The 20382-nt window shown below is 69.6% G+C and carries 20 protein-coding genes and 2 pseudogenes; 10 read left to right on the top strand and 12 right to left on the bottom strand.

What is annotated here, in order from left to right:
- Positions 1–11: 11 nt before the first annotated feature.
- Positions 12–905 (bottom strand): SGNH/GDSL hydrolase family protein, encoded by an 894-nt coding sequence (locus RH94_RS32715; protein ID WP_073951950.1) that lies wholly within the window; start codon positions 903–905, stop codon positions 12–14.
- A gap of 255 nt (positions 906–1160) precedes the next feature.
- Here RH94_RS32715 and RH94_RS32710 point away from each other — a divergent pair, with 255 nt between their 5' ends.
- Positions 1161–1655, top strand: coding sequence for a DUF3145 domain-containing protein (locus tag RH94_RS32710; protein WP_073952015.1), 495 nt, complete (start codon positions 1161–1163; stop codon positions 1653–1655).
- Between the two features lie 113 nt (positions 1656–1768).
- Here the strand turns inward: RH94_RS32710 and fabF are convergent, their stop codons facing one another.
- The 5 genes from fabF to RH94_RS32685 form a co-directional block, all read right to left on the bottom strand.
- Positions 1769–3040 carry a beta-ketoacyl-ACP synthase II gene (fabF, locus tag RH94_RS32705; protein ID WP_073951949.1) on the bottom strand — a complete coding sequence of 424 codons (1272 nt, stop codon included), beginning with the start codon at positions 3038–3040 and terminating at the stop codon, positions 1769–1771.
- A gap of 87 nt (positions 3041–3127) precedes the next feature.
- The gene (locus tag RH94_RS32700) at positions 3128–3376 is read right to left on the bottom strand and encodes an acyl carrier protein (protein WP_073951948.1); all 249 of its coding nucleotides are present in this window, start codon (positions 3374–3376) and stop codon (positions 3128–3130) included.
- A gap of 101 nt (positions 3377–3477) precedes the next feature.
- Positions 3478–4509, bottom strand: coding sequence for a ketoacyl-ACP synthase III (locus RH94_RS32695; protein WP_073951947.1), 1032 nt, complete (start codon positions 4507–4509; stop codon positions 3478–3480).
- A gap of 23 nt (positions 4510–4532) precedes the next feature.
- A complete protein-coding gene (locus tag RH94_RS32690) occupies positions 4533–5444 on the bottom strand; it encodes an ACP S-malonyltransferase (RefSeq protein ID WP_073951946.1) in 912 nt (303 codons plus the stop codon).
- Positions 5445–5533: 89 nt separating this feature from the next.
- On the bottom strand, positions 5534–6742 hold the full coding sequence (locus RH94_RS32685) for a PucR family transcriptional regulator (RefSeq protein WP_073951945.1): 1209 nt from the start codon (positions 6740–6742) through the stop codon (positions 5534–5536).
- A gap of 103 nt (positions 6743–6845) precedes the next feature.
- On the opposite strand from RH94_RS32685, the gene RH94_RS32680 reads away from it, so the two are divergent.
- Positions 6846–7520, top strand: a complete 675-nt coding sequence (locus RH94_RS32680) for a pirin family protein (protein WP_407697389.1) — start codon at positions 6846–6848, stop codon at positions 7518–7520.
- Here RH94_RS32680 and RH94_RS32675 read toward each other — a convergent pair.
- Positions 7507–8625: a hypothetical protein gene (locus tag RH94_RS32675; RefSeq protein WP_143204104.1), complete on the bottom strand. Its 1119-nt coding sequence runs from the start codon at positions 8623–8625 to the stop codon at positions 7507–7509. The two genes, RH94_RS32680 and RH94_RS32675, sit on opposite strands and share 14 nt — an antisense overlap.
- Positions 8626–9645: 1020 nt before the next feature.
- Positions 9646–9897, bottom strand: coding sequence for a DUF6188 family protein (locus RH94_RS46850; RefSeq protein WP_407697388.1), 252 nt, complete (start codon positions 9895–9897; stop codon positions 9646–9648).
- A gap of 746 nt (positions 9898–10643) precedes the next feature.
- Here RH94_RS46850 and RH94_RS32670 point away from each other — a divergent pair.
- A complete protein-coding gene (locus RH94_RS32670) occupies positions 10644–12035 on the top strand; it encodes an IS1380 family transposase (protein WP_073951943.1) in 1392 nt (463 codons plus the stop codon).
- Positions 12036–12333: 298 nt separating this feature from the next.
- Here RH94_RS32670 and RH94_RS32665 read toward each other — a convergent pair whose 3' ends face one another.
- Positions 12334–12531, bottom strand: a complete 198-nt coding sequence (locus tag RH94_RS32665; protein WP_073951942.1) for a DUF397 domain-containing protein — start codon at positions 12529–12531, stop codon at positions 12334–12336.
- Positions 12515–13339 carry a helix-turn-helix domain-containing protein gene (locus RH94_RS32660; RefSeq protein WP_073951941.1) on the bottom strand — a complete coding sequence of 275 codons (825 nt, stop codon included), beginning with the start codon at positions 13337–13339 and terminating at the stop codon, positions 12515–12517. The genes RH94_RS32665 and RH94_RS32660 overlap by 17 nt, the downstream gene beginning before the upstream one ends.
- 95 nt (positions 13340–13434) lie before the next feature.
- On the opposite strand from RH94_RS32660, the gene RH94_RS32655 reads away from it, so the two are divergent.
- Complete coding sequence (locus RH94_RS32655) at positions 13435–13884, top strand: ATP-binding protein (protein ID WP_073951940.1); 450 nt, start codon at positions 13435–13437, stop codon at positions 13882–13884.
- Positions 13885–13948: 64 nt separating this feature from the next.
- A pseudogene (locus tag RH94_RS32650) lies at positions 13949–14263 on the top strand (hypothetical protein); the annotation flags it as partial.
- Between the two features lie 40 nt (positions 14264–14303).
- On the opposite strand, the gene RH94_RS32645 reads toward RH94_RS32650, so the two are convergent.
- The gene (locus RH94_RS32645; RefSeq protein WP_073951939.1) at positions 14304–15122 is read right to left on the bottom strand and encodes a serine hydrolase domain-containing protein; all 819 of its coding nucleotides are present in this window, start codon (positions 15120–15122) and stop codon (positions 14304–14306) included.
- Between the two features lie 19 nt (positions 15123–15141).
- Complete coding sequence (locus RH94_RS32640; RefSeq protein ID WP_073951938.1) at positions 15142–15621, bottom strand: GNAT family N-acetyltransferase; 480 nt, start codon at positions 15619–15621, stop codon at positions 15142–15144.
- 107 nt (positions 15622–15728) lie between these two features.
- Between RH94_RS32640 and RH94_RS32635 the strand changes: the two genes are divergently transcribed.
- The 5 genes and pseudogenes from RH94_RS32635 (at position 15729) to RH94_RS32615 (ending at position 20214) form a co-directional block, all read left to right on the top strand.
- Positions 15729–16229, top strand: a complete 501-nt coding sequence (locus RH94_RS32635; RefSeq protein ID WP_073951937.1) for a MerR family transcriptional regulator — start codon at positions 15729–15731, stop codon at positions 16227–16229.
- Positions 16230–16270: 41 nt separating this feature from the next.
- Positions 16271–16599 (top strand): annotated as a pseudogene (locus RH94_RS45215) (aldo/keto reductase); the annotation flags it as partial.
- A 245-nt stretch (positions 16600–16844) separates the two neighbouring features.
- Positions 16845–17684 carry a polyphosphate polymerase domain-containing protein gene (locus RH94_RS32625; protein ID WP_079189289.1) on the top strand — a complete coding sequence of 280 codons (840 nt, stop codon included), beginning with the start codon at positions 16845–16847 and terminating at the stop codon, positions 17682–17684.
- Entirely contained in the window at positions 17681–18364 is a 684-nt protein-coding gene (locus tag RH94_RS32620; RefSeq protein WP_073951934.1) for a DUF4956 domain-containing protein, read from the top strand. The genes RH94_RS32625 and RH94_RS32620 overlap by 4 nt, the downstream gene beginning before the upstream one ends.
- The gene (locus RH94_RS32615) at positions 18364–20214 is read left to right on the top strand and encodes a CotH kinase family protein (RefSeq protein ID WP_073951933.1); all 1851 of its coding nucleotides are present in this window, start codon (positions 18364–18366) and stop codon (positions 20212–20214) included. The genes RH94_RS32620 and RH94_RS32615 overlap by 1 nt, the downstream gene beginning before the upstream one ends.
- Positions 20215–20382: the final 168 nt, after the last annotated feature.

Below are 20382 nucleotides of genomic sequence, written 5' to 3'. Positions count from 1 at the left end.
TCACGTCCGCCTCACGGGTTCTTCGCGGTGACGGTCCGGTAGGCGATCTCGGCCAGCCGTGCCTGCCCGTTCCGGCTCGGGTGGAACCAGTCCCAGTGGCTCAGCTGCTCGGTGCCGAACCGGTAGTCGAAGACCGCGTTGTTGTCGAAGCGGCAGAGGCGGTCCTTCGCGCAGACCTCCTTCAGCACCGCGTTGTACGCCTTCACCCGCGCCTGCACCGTGTCGCGCCGCTTGACGGCCGCCGCGTCCAGCGCGTCCGCGTCGCCCAGCATCGACGGGCAGATGCCGAGCTTCCAGATCTGCTTGCCCAGCGCGTTCGTACGGCCCTCGGACCACAGCCGCTTCAGGTCCGGCACGCTGGCGACGTACACCTGCGTCTTCGGCAGCGCCCGGCGCAGGGTGTCCATCGCGGCCTGGAACCCGGCCCGGAAGTCCGCCACCGGCGTCATCGCGGCCGTCGACTCCCGGCAGGCGTCGTTGGCGCCGGCCATCACCGCCACCAGCTCCGGCCTCTTCCGCACGGCCCGCGCCATCTGGTCGTCCAGATCGGCCATCCGGGACCCGGTCACCGCGTAGTTCCAGCTGCGCTCGGCCGCCCCGGTCGCCCCCAGCAGCCGTACCGCCAGGCTGTTGACCGAGGCGTCGCCGCCCGTCGCCCACGACGCCTCCGGGCAGTCCGTCAGCACCATGCACGCGTCGAAGCCGCGGGTGATGGAGTCGCCGATCGCGGCGATCGAGTCCGGGCTGTGCTTCCATTCGGGTGACGGCGTGGCGGACGGCCGGGACGCCCTGTCGCCGGTGCTCACCCCGGAGGCGCGGTCACCGACGGCGCAGCCCGCGGTGGCCAGCACGGCCGCCGCCACCACGGCGTGAGCGGCCCGAGTACGGTGACGTCGCTTCCGCATGCCCTGGTGCTCCCCTCGGTCGTCGAACAGTGTCCCCCTCCATGAGAACGCGCGAGGGTTCCCGTCCCCACTCGAGTGGGCGGCTCGCACCCGTACAAGCGTCCCCCCGGGTGAATGAAGGGCGTTTCCTGCCGCCCGGACCGACGGTACGTCACACTCCTTGCGCCCTCTCACGGTAGCCTCGCCATCAACGTGGCCTTCAACGCCACCGTTGTCCGCCTGCCCGCCCCTGTCCCGCTCTGCCCGGAGGTCCCGGTGACGACACGTGGAGTTCTGTACGTGCACTCCGCGCCGCGCGCGCTGTGCCCGCACGTCGAGTGGGCCATCGCCGGCGTGCTCGGCACGCGCGTCAGCCTGGACTGGATCCGGCAGCCCGCCTCACCCGGCACCTGGCGCTCGGAGTTCTCCTGGCAGGGCCAGGCCGGCACCGCCTCCAAGCTCGCCTCCGCGCTGCGCGGCTGGCAGCTGCTGCGCTTCGAGGTCACCGCCGAGCCCTGCCCGACCGCCGAGGGCGAGCGCTACAGCTGCACCCCCGCCCTCGGCATCTTCCACGCCGTCACCGGCATGCACGGCGACATCCTCATCCCCGAGGACCGCCTGCGCGCCGCCCTCCTGCGCTCCCAGCAGGGCGAGACCGACCTGGAGGCGGAGATCGCCAAGCTCCTGGGCAAGCCCTGGGACGACGAGCTGGAGCCGTTCCGCTACGCGGGTGAAGGAGCCCCGGTCCGCTGGCTCCACCAGGTGGTCTGACGGGTTCTCAAACAGCCCCGGGCGGCTTCCTGGAGCAGCCTCCCGAGCAGCCTTCTCACACAGCAGGGCCCCCACCGGTCGGTGGGGGCCCTGCACGTGCGTACGGGAGCTGCTCAGACCGTCCGGAACGCCAGCACCACGTTGTGCCCGCCGAAGCCGAACGAGTCGTTCAGAGCGGCGATGCGGCCCTCGGCGGGCAGCTTGCGCGCCTCCCCGCGGACCACGTCCGCGTTCGCCTCGGCCTCGGGGTCGATCGTGTCGACGTTGATGGTCGGCGGAGCCACCCGGTGGTACAGCGCCAGCACCGTCGCCACCGACTCCACACCGCCCGCGCCACCGAGCAGATGGCCGGTCATCGACTTGGTCGCGGAGACCGCCATGTGGTCGGCGTGGTCGCCGAAGACCTTGCGCAGCGCCTTCAGCTCCGCGATGTCACCCGCCGGTGTCGAGGTGGCGTGCGCGTTGACGTGCACGATCTCGGCCGGGTCCAGGTCGGTGCGGTCCAGCAGGCTCTGCAGGGCGTGCGAGATGCCCCGGCCCTCCGGCTCCGGCTGGACGATGTCGTGGGAGTCGGCGGAGATGCCCTGGCCGACCGCCTCCGCGTAGACGCGGGCGCCGCGCCTGGCGGCGTGCTCGGCGGACTCCAGGACGAGCACACCCGCGCCCTCGCCGAGGACGAAGCCGTCCCGGTCGACGTCGTAGGGGCGCGAGGCGCCCTCGGGGTCCTCGTTGTTCTTGGACATCGCCATCATGTTGCCGAACGCGGCGATGGGCAGCGGGTGGATCGCCGCCTCCGTACCGCCGGCGACGACGACGTCGGCGCGGCCGGTGCGGATCATCTCGATGGCGTAGCCGATGGCCTCGGCGCCCGAGGCGCACGCGGAGACCGGCGTGTGCACGCCCGCGCGGGCGCCCACGAGCAGGCCCACGTTGGCCGAGGGGCCGTTCGGCATCAGCATGGGGACGGTGTGCGGGGAGACACGGCGTACGCCCTTCTCCTTCAGCACGTCGTACTGGTCCAGCAGGGTCGTCACACCGCCGATGCCGGAGGCGACGACCGTGCCGAGCCGGTCCGGGTCGACGGCCGGGTCCTCACCGGCCTTGCCGGTGAAACCGGCGTCCTTCCAGGCCTCCTGGGCGGCGACCAGCGCGAACTGCGCGGAGCGGTCCAGGCGGCGGGCCTGCGGCCGCGGAATGGTCTCGGTCGGTTCCACGGCCACCCGGGCCGCGATACGGACGGCCTGGTCGGCCGCCCACTCCTCGGTCAGGGGCTTCACACCGGACTTGCCGGCGACCAGTCCCTCCCAGGTCGAGGCTGCGTCGCCACCCAGCGGTGTGGTTGCGCCGATACCGGTGACGACCACAGTGCGATTGGTCGAGCTCACGGGAATTCTTTCTCCAACGGATACGAGGATTCGTACGGCGCCACCGCCGGGTGGCGGGGCAGTCAGCCCAAGGCTGTGATCGGTCGATCAGCCCTGGTGCTTGAGGATGTACTCGGTCGCGTCGCCGACCGTCTTGAGGTTCTTGACGTCCTCGTCGGGGATCTTGACGTCGAAGCGCTCCTCGGCGGCGACGACGACCTCGACCATGGACAGCGAGTCGACGTCCAGGTCGTCGGTGAAGGACTTGTCCAGCTGGACGTCCTCGACCGGGATTCCGGCGATCTCGTTCACGATCTCCGCGAGACCGGCGACGATCTCTTCCTGAGTGGCGGCCATGTCGGCGCTCCTTCGTAACTGTTTCAGAGGGTGTGGCGCCCGCCGCGGCAGCGGCAGGTGGTGCGGCTCCCGTGCCGGAACCATGATCCGGCACGGAGTGCCTAGGGGAGGGTAACGACCGTCGCGGCGTAGACGAGACCCGCCCCGAAGCCGATGACGAGCGCGGTGTCGCCGCTCTTCGCCTCGCCGGTCGCCAGGAGCCGCTCCATCGCGAGCGGAATCGAGGCGGCCGAGGTGTTGCCGGTGGTGCGGATGTCACGGGCGACCGTGACGTGCTCCGGCAGTTTGAGGGTCTTCACCATCGAGTCGATGATCCGCACATTGGCCTGGTGCGGGATGAAGACGTCCAGGTCGTCCGGGCTGATCCCGGCCGCGTCCAGCGCCTGCTGGGCGACCTTCGCCATCTCGAACACGGCCCAGCGGAACACCGCCTGGCCCTCCTGCGTGATCGCGGGGAACTTGACGTTGCCCTCGCTGTCCACGGGAAGCTCGGAGACGTCGCCGATCCGGAATCGGTCCCACGGCACGGTCTGCTTGATGACCTGGGCCTTGTCGCCCTCCGAGCCCCACACGGTCGGGCCCATCGCGGGCTCCTGCGAGGGACCGACCACGACCGCGCCGGCGCCGTCGCCGAACAGGAAGGCCGTGGCCCGGTCCTCCAGGTCGGTCAGGTCGGACAGGCGCTCCACGCCGATGACGAGGACGTACTCGGCCGAACCCTCGACGACCATGCCCTTGGCCAGGGTGAGGCCGTAGCCGAAGCCGGCGCAGCCCGCCGAGATGTCGAAGGCGGCCGCCTTGTCGGTGCCGAGCCTGTCGGCGATCTCGGTGGCGACGGCCGGCGTCTGGCTGAAGTGCGAGACGGTCGAGACGACCACGGCACCGATCTGCGAGGCGTCGATCCCGGCGTCGGCGATCGCCTTGCCGGAGGCCTCGACCGACATCGCCGCCACGGTCTCCTCGGGCGACGCCCAGTGCCGGGTCTCGATGCCCGAGCGCGAGCGGATCCACTCGTCGGACGAGTCGATCTTCTCGAGGATCACCTCGTTGGGCACCACCCGCGTGGGCCGGTAGCCGCCCACGCCGAGGATGCGCGCGTACGGGGCTCCCTTGGCGGGCTTGATCTTCGACATGATCGTCGGCTCCTCAGGGGTCGTCAGGCGTGCTCGGAGATGAGTTCGCGGGCCGCGTCGAGGTCGGCGGGGCCCTTCAGCGCCAGCGTCTTCACGCCGGGCAGCGCGCGCTTGGCCAGACCGGTCAGCGTGCCGCCGGGGCACACCTCGATCAGGGCGGTGGCGCCGAGCTCCTTGAAGGTCTCCATGCACAGGTCCCAGCGGACCGGGTTGGCGACCTGTCCGACCAGCCGCTCGACGACCTCGGCGCCGCTGTGCACGGCCCGGCCGTCCTTGTTGGAGACGTAGGTGACCTTGGGGTCGGTGGGGGTGAGCGCCTTGGCGGCCTCGGTCAGCCGGTCGACCGCGGGGGCCATGTGGTGCGTGTGGAAGGCACCGGCCACCTTCAGCGGGACGACCTTGCGCACGCCCTCGGGCTTGTCCTCGTTCAGCGCGGCGAGCTGCTCCAGGGTGCCGGCGGCCACGATCTGGCCCGCGCCGTTGACGTTCGCCGGGGTCAGGCCCAGCTTGCGCAGGTGCGCGACGGACACCTCCGGGTCGCCGCCGAGCAGCGCCGACATGCCCGTCGCGGTGATCGCGGCGGCCTCGGCCATCGCCAGGCCCCGCTTGCGGACCAGGGTCAGCGCGGCGGTGTCGTCCAGGACGCCCGCGAACGCGGCGGCGGTGATCTCACCCACGCTGTGGCCCGCGACCACGCCCGCGCCGGTGTCACCCAGTGCCGCGGCCGACAGCAGCCCGGCGGCCACCAGCAGCGGCTGGGCCACCGCGGTGTCGCGGATCGCGTCCGCGTCGGCCTGCGTCCCGTAGTGGACGAGGTCCAGTCCGATGACGTCCGACCAGGCGGCCACGCGGTCGGCGGCACCGGGCAGTTCGAGCCAGGGGGTCAGGAAGCCGGGCGTCTGGGCGCCCTGGCCGGGAGCGACGAGTACGAGCACTCTCACACTCTCTCTTGGGGGCGGCCGGGGCCGCCCGTGAGGACAGGGACGAAGAACACGAAGGGGTTTTGTGGACCCCCGACAAAAGCCTAGGCCTGGGGATCTCCATCGACCAGACGCCCCAGGATCAGCGCGATCCGTAGCGTGAACGCGGATCGTACATCGGAGGGTGACCAACCGGTGACGTCCGTCACACGTCGGAGCCGGTAGCGCACGGTGTTCGGGTGAACGAAGAGCATCCTCGCCGCGCCTTCGAGGCTGCTCGCCTGCTCCAGATAGACGCTGAGGGTTTCCAGCAGGGCCGACCCCGCCTCCTCCAACGGTCTGTAGATCTCCTCCACCAACTGCTCGCGCGCTCCCGGGTCACCGGCGATGGCGCGCTCCGGCAGCAGATCGTCGGCCAGCACCGGCCGCGGCGCGTCCTGCCAGGCGGAACAGGCCTTCAGCCCGGCCGCGGCGGCCTGCGCGGACCGGGTGGCGGCGAGCAGATCGGGCACGACGGGCCCGGCGACCACAGGACCCGGGGCATAGGGCCCGATCAGCGACTTGGCCACGCCGAGCGGATTGTCACTGCCCCCCGCGATCACGACCAGCCGGTCCCCGAGCACCCCGGTGAGCACCTGCAGCTTGGCGTGCCGGGCGGCCCGCCGGATGGCCTCGACGGTCAGCTCGGAATCCCCGTCGGGCGCGGTCCCGAGCACCACGCACACATGTTCGGGCGAGTTCCACCCCAGGGCGGAGGCCCGCGACACGGCCCCTTCGTCCGCCTCCCCGCTGAGCACGGCGTTGACGACCAGCGACTCCAGCCGGGCGTCCCAGGCACCGCGTGCCTCGGCGGCCTGGGCGTACACCTGGGCGGTGGCGAAGGCGATCTCACGGGCGTAGACGAGCAGCGCCTCGCGCAGCACGCCCCCGTCCCCCGGCGCCGCCACCTCGTCGATGGCGGACTCCATGACCTCGATCGTGGTGCGCACCATCTCCACGGTCTGCCGCAGCGTGATCGCCCGGGTCAGCTCGCGCGGGGCGGTGCCGAACACATCGGTGGAGATGGCCTGGGGCGCGTCGGGGCGCCGGAACCACTCGGTGAAGGCGGCGATGCCCGCCTGGGCGACCAGCCCGATCCAGGAACGGTTCTCCGGGGGCATCGCCCGGTACCACGGCAGCGTCTCGTCCATGCGGGCGATGGCCTGCGCGGCCAGTGACCCGGAGGACCTCTCCAGCCGCTTCAGGGTCGCGGCATGCGGATGGAGGGCGCGGTGCGCTGCGGCGTGGCTCTGGTGGGATTCGGGTTCGGGCACGGGGACAAGACTGCCTCATCCGGACGTCAGTACGTGCCGCCGGGTCGGGACCCTGGCTTCTCCGGGCCTCACGGCCGCACGGCCGGGGACTACGGTGGTCTCCGTGACGATCGCAATATGGCGCGGGGCAGAGCGTTACCGGGGCGGTGAGCCGACAGCCGGAATCGAAACCCGGCACGCCTTCTCCTTCGGCCCGCACTACGATCCGGACAACCTCCGCTTCGGCGCCCTGATCGCCTGCAACGAGGAGCACCTCGCCCCCGGAGCCGGCTTCGACGAGCACCCGCACAGCCACACGGAGATCGTCACCTGGGTCGTCGAGGGCGAACTGACCCACCGCGACTCCACGGGCCACGAGACGCGGGTCCGCCCCGGCGACGTCCAGCACCTGAGTGCGGCGGCCGGCGTCCGCCACGTGGAACGCAACGAGGGCGACACCCCCCTGACCTTCGTCCAGATGTGGCTGACCCCACTCCGCCCCGGCGGCGAACCTCACTACGAGGTCGTGCGCGACACCACCTCGTACGCCGTCCCGGAGGCCGGCGCCACGCTCCACGTCCGCCGCCTGGCAGCGGGGGAGCGGACGGCGGTACCGGACGCGGCGTATGTGTACGTCCATGTCGTACGGGGCGAAGTACGACTGGGCGAGGACCGGTTGGGCCCGGGGGACTCGGCGCGGATCACGGATGCCGCCGGGGGTTTGGAGGCGGTGGGAGTGACGGACGCGGAGTTGCTGATGTGGGAGATGGCCGGAGCGACGACCACTACAACGTGCTGACGCGGTGACAGGTGAACGCCTTCTCCGTCTCGCCCATGAGGTGGCGAAGGTAGTTCCGGTCCTCCGTCACGCCGGCACGCACCTCCCGCAAGCCGTGCAGGGGCCAGAACGCCCGGTCCTCGATCCACGGCACCACGGTGGGTTCCTCGTCGAGCCAGCCCCGCAGGTCGGCTGTGCCGACGGGCTCGGGCAGCCCCTGCCGTGGTCGCCTGTCCGTGCCTGGAGCACGCACCGCCAGCACGGCGTCGGGCTGGGTGTCCGGCCCGGCGTGAGCGGGGAACAGGATCAGCACCGGTGTCCCGTCACAGGGATCGTGGACGAGAACGTACGGTCTCGGCACGGAGACGGGGGCCCTGGCCGCCCGAACAAGCCTGCGAACGTCCGCAAGCCCGTGAGACACGGCACGCCTTGCGAATCCGATCACCATGACGCCGCCCATCGCCCCCATCGCGATCACAGGGACGCTCGCCCCACCGCCGAACAGCCACTGAAGCAACGCTACGAGCAGACAGACCGCCCCCAGCGTCATTCCTTCCAGCTGGGACAATTCCCGCAGGGCCCGCACCCGCCACCAAGGCACCGCACGTACGTCGGCTTCACGCCGGTGGGGAGAAACCGACGGCGGCATGGAGGTGCGCCGGGCCAGTTCCGTCCATGCGGCGTAGGAGAGATCCTCGGACTTCTCGGTGCCGGCCGACGGCGGCTCGGACGTGCCGACACCCAAACCGATGGCCGACCACGGACCGCCGGTCATGCGAGGTCTTCGGGCAGCGCGTCGCTGGACAGCGCGATGGACATGCCGGACACCGCCTCCGATCCCGGAGCCGACCAGAACCAGAAAGCCGAAGAAGGACAGCCCGCCGTTGACGGCGTACGCGGGAGTGCCCTCGAGATCGGCGTTGTAGAGATCTCCCTTCCACGGACCGTACGAGACGACAAACCCGCTCTCGAAGTCCCACAGGATCGGATCCCGGTCGGGATCGCACTGGAACGGCCCCCGACGTTTGCTCCCGCTCCACGGGTCCTTCCAGACCACGGTGCAGCGCCCCGACGCGTCCTCCTGGACCACGGTCAGATCCACCTGCGGATCCCGCTCCGCCGCCACGGACCCGGCGATCCCCGAGCCCAGGACCACGGCGCCCAACAGCGCGACCCATCGAAAGAAGGGGCGACGACGGGCGGGCGGAACAGGCACCGTGCCCGTCACAACCGGACCTGCCGAGGGCGCCTGGGGCTGCCGGGGCACAGCACGCTCCAACAGCCCGGAGGAAACAGCCGCACGCAGGTCGCCCTCTCGCCGACGCCGCCGGGTCGGTCGCGCCCACACCAACGCCTTACCACCTGGCTGTGCGACGACTCCGCCCCAGAAAGGATCCCCGCACCACCACAGCACACCAGAAGCCGCCGGCCACGCCAGACGGTGACGCTGACGAACAGCCACCACGGTCAGCGCCCACACCTCGTCGGTGTCAGGTGCCCTCAGAACAAGTCGCGTTGGAGCCGTCGCCAGTGCGACCGCGGGGCAGGCGATCCACGGCCCCCCGGACAGCAGGTCCCGCATGCGCCCGGCGATGCGCAGGGAACCGGCTCCGATGGCTGTGACGACGAGCCCGCCTCCTGAGATGTACGGGGTCAGTGAGCCCAGCCACCTGACTCCCACCGCCCCGCCGACCACTGCGGCGGCCAAGGCGACCACCAGAGCGCCAAGCCCGATGGACAACAGCCACGCCGCCCACCTCCGGTACTCGGCCAGGACAAGACGAGTGGTTCCGAAGTCCAGGGCAGCCGCTGGGGCATTCGGAACCGGTACTTTCGAAGTCAAAGCCCCTCCAGGCGAGCCAGAGGTGCCCGACGGCCTCAGAAGAAGTTGGTCTTATTCCACTGTCGCCAACTCTTGCCCATGCCGAATCCAACAGCCATCACAGCCACCCCGGCCAATACTAACCGGGCGATGTTGAAAATGACACCGACCAAGAAAGGGGCGGGTCCAGCAGGCAACCTTGCCGCATTCCAGGCAAAGAACGCAAACAGGGGCGATATGGGCAGGGAGCCTGCAGTGGATATGCCGACAGGTGTCACGTTGACTGCGATGCTCAGTGGACCTGCAGGGTGGCAGTCTTGGGATTCACCTTCGGTGGCGTAAGTCCGCAGACGTCCAAACGGCAAGGTCGCCGCCTGGCATGCACACAGTCCGCCCGCTTGGGGAGGTGTAGGTCCACGCCTCGAAGTCCGGGTTTGAGGGGACCGAGATCCGCACCCCTTGAGTGAAGAGGAGCGTGCATGTTCCGTTGAAGTAGGTCAGCGGCCCCCCCGGGCGCTCCCGGTTCGAACTCGAGGAAAGCCTCGCCCTCTCCCTCGATGTGGACAGTAGTTTCAACCCTCAGCTCGGCTCCACCGCTGGTGAGGATAGTGAGCGCCTCATCGAGACATAGCCGCGTCACGGACTACTCTTCGAGATTCACCATGCTCACCACCTTTACAGCAACCGCAAGAATGGAGTCTGCAGAAAGAAGGCCATCTCCGCCCACTCGAAGAGGCAAACACTGAGCACAGCGCCTGCGGAGGCATCGGCCACTTCCCAGTCCCCCAACCGTTTCAGCGCAACCCGCTTTCCGTTTTCACGGAGTTCTGCACCCGAGCCGCTAGGTGTGAAAGTGATGCCCAGGCCATGCATGGACACATGTCTATGTGCGCGACGCAACGACGAAGAAACGGTGATCTCGAAGCGATCCCCGTTCAGAGTCCCAGAAGTTCCACGTTTGAGGACTCTCTGCGAGATCACTCCAGGAGCCCCGAGGGCGTCGATCTCCATGCTGTGTCCACCAGAGAGGGCCAGGCTCCAACGCTCGTGCCGTTCTGCTGCCGAATACACGTCTCCACGCGAAGACGGTGACCGCATCAGCAGAACTTTCCCCAACGGCGTCGCCGCTTCGCCGTAGACTCCTTCCTCTTCGGAAGGAGCCCGCCATTCACGGAGGGGAACGCTCCTCTCTACCTTCAGCCCGGATCCACCGGCTTGATGCCTGTGGATAGCTTCTCCTGAAACGAGGAAGTGCCTTGTGACCTGCGAGGATGGGAGTTCTTCACGCTTCCAGCACGCACGATCGGCAAGGCACTTCCGAGATGCAATCTTCCCATGCCGCGGCGAGGGTCTCCGCACGGTTCGATGATCCGAATCTGGTCGGGTACGGCGGGCTGGCCCCGGTGGTGCGGCTGGCCGAGCGGTGCGCACTGCCCGTACTCGTCGACGAGTACGTCCGGCTGCCGGCCTCGAAGGACGGGACCGGGGCCTTTCCCGCGGCGAAGCTGATGTCGCTGGTCGGTGGCATGGTCGCCGGGGCGGACAGCATCGATGACATGGACCGGCTGCGGCACGGTGGGCTGCCGCGGCTGTTCAGCGGGGTGCGGGCGCCGTCCACGCTGGGCTCGTTCCTGCGCTCCTTCAGCCACGGACACGTGAAGCAACTGCACGCGGTGGCCCGCCGGTTCCTGCCCCGCCTGGCCGCGCACACCCCGCTGCTGCCCGGCGCCGGCCAGGTGGCCTACGTGGACATCGACGACACCATCCGCCGCACCTACGGCTACGCCAAGCAGGGAGCCGGCTACGGATACAGCAAGGTCAAGGGCCTCAACGCGCTGATCGGGATCGTCTCCACCCCGCTGGCCGCTCCGCTGATCGCCGCCACCCGTCTGCGCAAGGGACCGTCCAACTCCGCCCGCGGTGCGGCTGCGTTCGTCGCCGAATCGATCCGCACCGCGCGAGCGTGCGGCGCAAGCGGGCTGCTCATCGTGCGGGCCGACTCCGCGTTCTACGGCGCCGATGTCGTCAACGCCTGCCGGGCCCTGGGCGTCCGGTTCTCCATCACGGTGCGGATGAACGCCTCCATCAAGGCCGCGATCGCGGGCATCGACGAAGCCGCGTGGAAGGCGATCAAGTACCCCAAGGCAATCTGGGACGAGGAGGGGCAGTGCTGGATCTCGGACGCCGAGATAGCCGAGACCAGCTACACCGCCTTCACCTCCAAGCCGAAGAAGCAGCAGGTCACCGCCCGTCTGATCGTGCGCCGCGTCAAACGGCTCAACCCGGCGGCCCTGCCCGAGGGGCAGGGCACGCTCTTCGACACCTGGCGCTACCACGCAGCCTTCACCGACTCCCCGCTCCCACTGACGGACGCCGAGCGTGATCACAGGCGGCACGCTGTCGTGGAACAGGTGATCGCGGACCTGAAGAACGGCCCGTTCGCCCACGCCCCCTCCGGGCACTTCCAGGCGAACGCCGCCTGGCTCGCACTGGCCGCTCTCGCACACAATCTGACCCGCGCCGCCGGCGCCCTGGCCTCCGCCTTCCACGCCAAGGCCACCACCGCAACGATCCGCGACCACCTGATCGACGTGCCGGCCCGCCTGGCCCGTTCGGCCCGGCGCCTCACCCTCCACCTGCCCGAACACTGGCCCTGGGCCGACGACTTCACCCGGCTCTTCGACCTGGTGCACGGACCGCCACCCACCGCCTGAAAAGCCCTGACCACCCCGCCCGCAAGGGCCCGAGACGACCGAACACGTGGAAGAGCTGGGCAGACCAGCGAGTACCCCCTGCCCGAACGGCCAGATCATCTCACCGACCGCCAGGACAACCCCCGAAACGCTCACTCCGGAATCAAGCCGGTGGATCCGGGTTCAGTCTCCCCACCCCATCGCCGCCTGCCGGGACGGGCCCGGCACTCCTGACAACGGCTCGACCAGATCCTCGCCGTCGGCGATGTCGCCCGCCCTCTGGGCGTCGACAGGGACATCCAGAGGGCGGGCGCGTTGGCTATCGCAGGCCGTCGACGAATGCCTGCCAGGCGGCTGTGCCGACGGTCACCACCGGGCCGGACGGGTTCTTGCTGTCGCGGACCGGGAGGGCGCCGGCGGGACAGTTGTCGGCGACCTCGACGCAATCGCCGCCGGTGCTGCCGCTGTAGCTGGACTTACGCCATTGCGCGTTCCTCAGGTCAGGACCGGTCTCCATAGCGTTCCTCCATCACGCGGGCGATCAGTGCCGCCGAGTCCTCCACGGAGAGGGCTGCGGCCTGCAAGCGAGCGTAACGGAGCGCGGCCTCCCTGAGAGTCTCGGGGTTGGCCGTCATGTGACCGGAGATGAGGTCCTCGGTGTAGATGATGTCCGGGTCGTCTTCGAAGCGCAGGAGATTGAACGCCCCATCCAGACTGGCGTGTTCGCCCGCCGAGTTCGGCAGCACCTGCACGTGCAACCAGCGATGGCCGGTGAACTCCAACAGACGGGCGAGTTGGCGTCGCATGACCTCGCAGCCCCCGATCGGCCGCAGTAGCACCGCCTCGTCCAGGATCACCCAAGTCAGCGGCGGCTGTTCCCGCTCCAGGATGCGCTGTCGTTCCATCCGGGCCGCCACCAGGCCTTCCAGGTCGTCCGGCATGCCCGTGGCGAGTACCGCCCGCGCGTACTCCTCCGTCTGCAGCAGTCCGTACACCAACTGCGCCTGGTACGTGGAGATGTACGTCGCCTTCGCCTCCATCTCGGCGTACGGCTGGAACCAGGTGGGGAGTTGGCTGCGCAGGACCAGGCCGACGAGGCGGGAGAACGCGCCATCCGTGCCGAGAGCCGCGTCGACGCGCTCGGAGAAGTCCCGGGTGGGGACCTTCTTCGTGGTCTCGATCTGGCCGATCAGCGACCCGGTGCAGAAGATGATGTTGCCGAGCTGGCCCTGCTTGAGACCGTGGGCTTCGCGCTGGCGGCGCAGTTCCCAGCCGTAGTAGTCGAGCGGGGAAGCGGTCGGGTCGAGCGTCTGGATGTTGGCCACGGCGGCACCTCACTTCGGAACTACGCCTTGCAACGCCTCACGGCGTTCGTTTCTTTGCGTAGTGGAGCGTAAGCGCACAGTCGCAGACTTGTGGCGTGAATCACGCAATTGGTCCGCTCGGAGCGGACATCGACAGTGAGTACCGCGCCGAGTTCGCCGTCGGCGAGCACTCGGCCCGGCACCTGCGCTGCATCCTGCGGCTCTACCTCACCGGCTCCGGGCTAGACGGTGTGGCCGATGCCGCCGAGCTGGCGCTCACCGAGCTGGTCGCCAACGTCGTACGGCATGTGCCTGGTCGGCGCTGTCGTATCTGCTTCCTGCTCCAGCCCGGAGGGGTACGGGTGGAGGTCGCCGACGACTGCCCGGAGCTGCCGGTACGGGCGAGCGGCGATCCGCTCGCGAACGGCGGGCGCGGGCTGGTGCTCGTGGCCGCCGTCACCGACCGGTGGGGGGTCACGGTCCGCCCCGACGGACGCGGCAAGACGGTCTGGTTCGAGTGCATGGTCGGCGGAGTCAGTACAGCTCCGCCTGCACCCGGATTGTGACACTGTCGAACGGAGACCACGGTCAGTGGCCACCGATACCGACAGCGCGGGAATGCTTGCGTAGTTCGTCGAGTCGCGCCTGGTCGATGTCCAGGCCAAGCAGATCTGGAAGGAGCTGATGATGCCGGTCAACTACTTCTTCCGGCACCCGGTGGCCGAGCAGGTACGGGAGGAAGGCCGGGAAGAGGGGCGGGTCGAGGAGAGTGCCGAGATGACGCTCAGCATTCTGGGGTGGCGCGGTATCCCGGTGTCGGACGCCGTCCGGGAGCGGGTGCTGGCGTGTACGGATCACGAGCAGCTCAAGGCCTGGGCCCAGCGAGCGGTTCACGCCACGCATGCGGAGGACCTGTTCGCGCAGGACGGCGCCGGGTCGGCCTGAGGGCGGCCGGGGCCGGCCGGTGGTGTGCCGGCCGGTGGTGTCAGCGGAGTTCCGCCAGTACCGCGTCCGTGAAGAGCGGCCATGCCTCGACCGCCCACGGGCCGAAGGCGCGGTCCGTCAGGGCCACGCAGGCCGCGCCCGCGTCCGGGTCGATCCACAGGAACGTGCCGGACTGGCCGAAGTGGCCGAAGGTGCGGGGGGAGGAGGAAGTGCCGGTCCAGTGGGGGGACTTGGAGTCGCGGATCTCGAAGCCGAGGCCCCAGTCGTTGGGGTTCTGGTGGCCGTAGCCCGGCAGGACGCCCTTGGTGCCGGGGTACTGGACCGTCATCGCCTCGGCGACCGTGCGGGGGTCCAGCAGGCGCGGGGCCTGGATCTCGGCGGCGAAGCGGAGCAGGTCGTCGACCGTCGAGACCGCGTCCTTCGCCGGGGAGCCGTCCAGGGTCGTCCGCGTCATGCCCAGGGGGGTCAGGACCGCCTGGCGCAGGTATTCGGTGAACGGGATGTCCGTCGCCTTCGCCACGTGGTCGCCGAGCTGCTCGATGCCCGCGTTGGAGTACAGCCGCCGTTCGCCGGGCGGGGCCATCACCCGGTGTTCGTCGAAGGCCAGGCCCGAGGTGTGGGCCAGCAGGTGGCGGACGGTCGCCCCGGGAGGGCCGGCCGGTTCGTCCAGCTCGATCGCGCCCTCCTCGTACGCCACGAGCACCGCGTAGGCCGCCAGCGGCTTCGTGACCGAGGCGAGGGGGAAACGCCGGTCGGTCGGGCCGTGGGTGCCCACGACCGTGCCGTCCGCGCGGACCACGCCCGCCGCGGCGGTGGGGACCGGCCAGTTCTCGATCGACGCCAGACTCTTCAACGACATGGCATCGAGCCTAAGCGGCTCACAGCCGCAACCTCATCGAGGGGTCCGGCTTGCGCACGAAGCCCAGCCCGGCGTAGAGCGGCTCGGCCTCGGCGGACGCGTTGAGGTCGACGTGCGCCGCGCCCCGCTCCCGGAACCAGTCCAGCAGCGCCTCCATGCACGCGCGTGCGTACCCGCGGCGCCGGGCGTCCGGATCGGTCGCGACACTGAAGACGTACCCGACCCGCCCGTGCGGATTGGCGGCCCGCCCGATCCGGTACTCGAGCGTCCCGGCCACCAGCGCGGCCAGCGCGCCCGGCCGCTCCGGGTGGTCCACGACGAACGCCGCGAAGTCCCCGGAGTCCCCGTCCGGCTCGGCGAGCCGGGCCTCGAGGGTCGACAGGGACTCGGCCTGCCAGTCGGTGGAGGTGTCGGCACCGGGCACCGAGTCGATCATCACCTGCCGCAGTCGCAGCACTTCCGCGGCGTCCTCGGGCTCAGCGCGTCGTACGAGACTCATGACTGCGCACGCTAGCCGCCGCACCCGCCCCGCGTCCCCCGCTTTTTCCGGTCGCCCCGCCGGGTTCGCTTGCCTGGAGCGCGCTCCAAGGTCATAGCGTGGGGGCCATGACGGTGACGCAGACCACGGCCGTGACCACCGAGGAGACCGAGCGGGCCCCCACCCGTACCGACCTCTGCGCCGCCGGGCCCCGGCGGCACCCGCGCCCCGACGGGCAGGACAGGTACACGATCAGCGAGGTCGTCGCCCTCACCGGGCTGACGGCCCACACCCTGCGCTGGTACGAGCGGATCGGCCTGATGGCCCACGTGGACCGCTCGCACACCGGCCAGCGCCGCTACACCAACCGCGACCTGGACTGGCTCGACCTCGTCGGCAAGCTGCGGCTGACCGGCATGCCGGTCGCCGACATGGTCAGGTACGCGGAGCTGGTGCGCGCGGGCGAGAGCACGTACGGCGAGCGGTACGCGCTGCTGGAGGCGACCCGCCGGGACGTCCTGGCCCGGATCGCCGAGCTCCAGGACACGCTCGCGGTACTGGACCGCAAGATCGGTTTCTACGCGGACGCCGGACGCCACCACGAAGCGGAGAGCAGCGGCACTCCGTGACCGACGGCGGGAACCCGCGGTACGGCTCGGCGAGGGCGGACCGGGGCATTCCCCGCTTCCAGGGGGAGAACGCGGCCGCCGACACGGCGCTGCTGAAGCCGTTCCGGGCGGTGGCCGCCGCCCACGACGCCTTGCTCGCGCAGAACGCGTCGGCCCGGGTGCAGCGGCGGGCGTCCGTGCGCGGGCTGCCGGTCGTGCGGATCCCGGGTGCGCGTAAGCGCGTAAGCCGAGCCGGGTGGAGGAGAACGTGGCGGCGACGCGGATCGTCCTGACGCAGGAGGAATTGGCGCTGTCGGAGCCGATCGCCTCCGAGGTGACCGGTACCCGGTATCCCGACATGTCCCTCACTTGGGCGGAACGGGAGCAGTGATGTCCGGCCGCGGACTTTGACCCGCGTTCACTTTCCCGCCAATTCCAGGACTCCTGAAATCAACCCGTGATTCTCATGGGCTCCTCATGCGCCGTTGGTTGCGTGTGCGTGGCCGGTCGGTCCGCAACGTACGAGCAAGGAGGCGCATGGTGTTCCTGTCGAAGGCGGCAGCGGCGCGCGAAGGCCGGGTCGATCGGGCCCGAGCAGGCGAGAGCGGGGAGCAGGAGAGCGAGGAGCCGTTGCATGTGGCGAGCCGGCTGCACGCGTTCAACCGGTTCGAGCTGAAGTACCTGGTCCCCGTGGAACAGGCGGCGCAGATCCGGGACGAACTGGCCGAGCGGATGGACCGGGACCTGCACAGCCCGGTCGGCGGCTACGGCGTGTGGAGCCTGTACTACGACACTCCTCAGTTGCGTTTCTACTGGGAGAAGATCGAGGGGCTGAAGTTCCGCCGCAAGCTGCGCATCCGCCACTACGGCGACCTCGACGGGGTCACCGACGGGTCGCCGGTGTGCGTGGAGATCAAGCAGCGCGTCAACCGGGTCACGCAGAAGCGCCGCATCACCCTTCCCTACGGCGTGGCGCGGCAGCTGTGCGACGACCGGGAGATGGTGCCGCACTCGGCGAAGGAGAGCGCCTTCGTCCAGGAGGTCCTCGAACTGGTCGTGCGGCTGAACCTGCAGCCCACCGCGATCACCGGCTACCAGCGCGAGGCGCTGGTCGGCCGTGACGCGGACACCGGCCTGCGCGTCACCTTCGATCGCCGTGTCCGCGGCCGGGACCGGGACTTCCACTTCGGCACCACGACGCCGGAGAACCGGTTCACGATCCCGCCGCACCTGTCGATCATGGAGATCAAGGTCAACGAGCGCACCCCGCACTGGATCACCGACCTGGCCGCGCGCCGCAACCTCAACCTCGTACGGGTCTCGAAGTACGTGCAGTCCATCGAGGCGTTCGGTCTGGCCCCCCGCTCGGTCTTCCACGTCAACGAGGCGGACTACCCGCCACCCACCCCCACTGAAGCAGAGCCGCACCGGCAGCGGCCGGCGCAGGACGCGCCGATGAAAGCAGGAGCAAAGTGAACTTCGACCTCAATCTGCAGGAACTGAGCGGCACGTTCAGCGTGGCCGACGTCGTGGCGGCGATGGCGCTGTCGTTCATCCTGTCCACGCTGATCGGTTACGTGTACCGGTACACGCACCGCAACGTCTCCTACAGCCAGTCGTACGTCCAGACCCTGGTCATCGTCGGTATGATCGTCGCGCTGATCATGCTGGTCGTCGGATCGAACCTGGCGCGCGCGTTCTCACTGGTCGGTGCGTTGTCCGTGGTCCGTTTCAGGAACGCGGTCAAGGAGACCAGGGACGTCGGCTTCGTCTTCCTCGCCATGGCGATCGGCATGGCCTGCGGTGCCCGTTTCTACACGCTGGCCGCGGTCGGCGCCGTGGTGATCTGCGCCGTCGTCCTCGTGATGTTCAAGTTCAACTGGTTCGCGCTGAACGTGCAGCGTCAGGTCGTCAAGGTCCAGGTCCCGGCCGGTGACGACTACACGCCGCAGATCCGTGACGTGCTGATCAAGTACACCAGCGAGTTCGAGCTGGTGAGCACGGAGACGATCCGCGGCGGCGCGCTGAGCGAGATCTTCTACACGGTGCGGCTGAAGAAGGGCGCCGAGCCCAGCGACCTGGTCAGTGCCCTTCAGGAGCGGACGTCCGGACAGCGGGTGACGGTCCTGACCGGTTACGACACCACCGACCTGTGATGGCCGACGGCACCACCGCGCGGCGCGGGCGCCGACTGCGGGACCGGCTGCCCGTGCGGTTGCGCCACCACTGGAAGCCGACCGCGGCGCTGGGCGTCGGGCTCGCCGCGATGGTCTACTTCCTGGGCGACGCGCGGGTCTCCCCCTACGTCACGTCGTCCTCGCGGGTCGAGGCGGACCCCATCACCGAGAACGTCGGGGGATCCGTGGGCCTGTACGACACGTCGGTGTCGCACTCGGTCCAACTCACCTACAAGCAGACCGACTTCGACAAAATGATGAAGGAGTTCCGCGACGACGGGACCAAGGAGTACATCAAGGCGGATCTCATCGTCGACGGGGTCTATCTCAACGACGTCGGGATCCGGCTCAAGGGCAACTCCACGCTGATGTCACTGCGTGGCAACAAGGGCATGCCCGGGGGCGGCCGCGGCCTGCCCGGTGCCGCGCAGGGGGCTCCGGCCGGTGGAGCTGGTGGAGCCGGTGGAGCCGGTGGAGCTGGTGGTGCCGGTGGAGCTGGTGGTGCCGGTGCTCTTGGTGGAGCCGGTGGAGCTGGTGGTGCCGATGCTCCTGGTGGAGCTGGTGAGGCCGGTGGTGCCAGTGCTCCTGGTGGGGCCGGTGGGGCCGGTGGTGCCGATGCTCCTGGTGGAGCTGGTGGAGCTGGTGGGGCCGGTGGTGCCGGTGGTGCCGGTGCTCCTGGTGGAGCCGGCGGGGCCGGCGGCATGGGCGGGATGATGCAGTACGACCTGTCCGAGAAGAAGCCGGAGGAACTGCCCTGGCTCGTCAAGATCGACGAGTTCGTCGAGGGCCGCGCCTACCAGGGCGAGCGGGAGATCTCGCTGCGCCCCGGCAGCAACAGCCAGGTGCCGCTGAACGAGGCGCTGTCGCTGTCGCTGATCCGGAAGACCGGGCAGAAGGCCGAGCGGTACTCCTTCACCAAGCTGACGGTGAACAACCGGCCCACCGTCACGCGGCTCATGGTCGAAAGTCCCGACACCGACTACGCCGAGGGTGTCGCCGACGGTAACGGGGTGCTGTACAAGGCGAAGGCCGGTGGCAGCTTCACCTACCGCGGTGACGATCCGACGGACTACGAGCGTTCCTTCAAGCAGCTCAACAAGAAGGGCAGCCAGGACCTCGAACCGGTGATGAAGCTCATCAGGTGGGCCGACAAGGCCTCGGACGAGGAGTTCGCCCGCGACCTCGGCACGTACGTGGACGTCGACTCGCTGGCCACCTATCTCGCGACGCAGAACCTGCTGCTGAACTTCGACGACATGGCCGGTCCCGGCAAGAACTACCTGCTGTGGTACGACCTGGACACCAAGAAGTTCTCCGTTCTGGGCTGGGACTACAACCTGACCTTCAGCGGGGACGCGACGGCCGGGCCCGACGACTCCATCAGCATGGGCGGCATGCCCGGCGGCATGGGCGGCGACATGCCTGACGGGATGCCTCAGGGGATGCCTCAGGGGATGCCTCAGGGCATGCCTGAGGGGATGCCCGGCGGCATGCCTGAGGGGATGCCTGAAGGAATGCCCGGCGGGGCGGCGGGCGGCGATCCGGGCCAGGGCATGCCCGGTGGCAAGGGCGGACTCATGGGTCATGTCCTGAAGACCAAGTTCCTGGAGTCCGACGCGTTCGACGCCGTCTACAAGAAGGCCTACCGAGTGCTGTACCAGAAGTTCTACCAGTCGGGTACGGCGGCCAAGGACCTCCAGGCCGTCGCGGACCAGGCCCGCTCCGCGGGCGCCGACTCCAAGGAACTGGACACCGCCGTCACCAAGCTCGAGAAGACCGTCACCGACCGTGCCTCGGCCCTCGCCAAGGACAAGCAGGTGACCGGCTGAGAACGCCGGCATCCCGGGTCGTCCCCACCCCCCTGGACGCCTCCCGGGATGCCGGTCCGCCCGCCTGGTCCGGAAGTGCGCCTTTCGTACACAGGGTTCCTGGCTACCATCGCACCGCACGACCAGGACCGCCCCCACAGCGGCTCCTCCTGCCCGTACTCCGAGGTG

Source organism: Streptomyces kebangsaanensis (genome assembly GCF_001906585.1).
Classification (GTDB): Bacteria; Actinomycetota; Actinomycetes; order Streptomycetales; family Streptomycetaceae; genus Streptomyces; species Streptomyces kebangsaanensis.
Note: the sequence above shows the minus strand (reverse complement) of the source record. Positions and strands in the feature narration are given on the sequence as shown.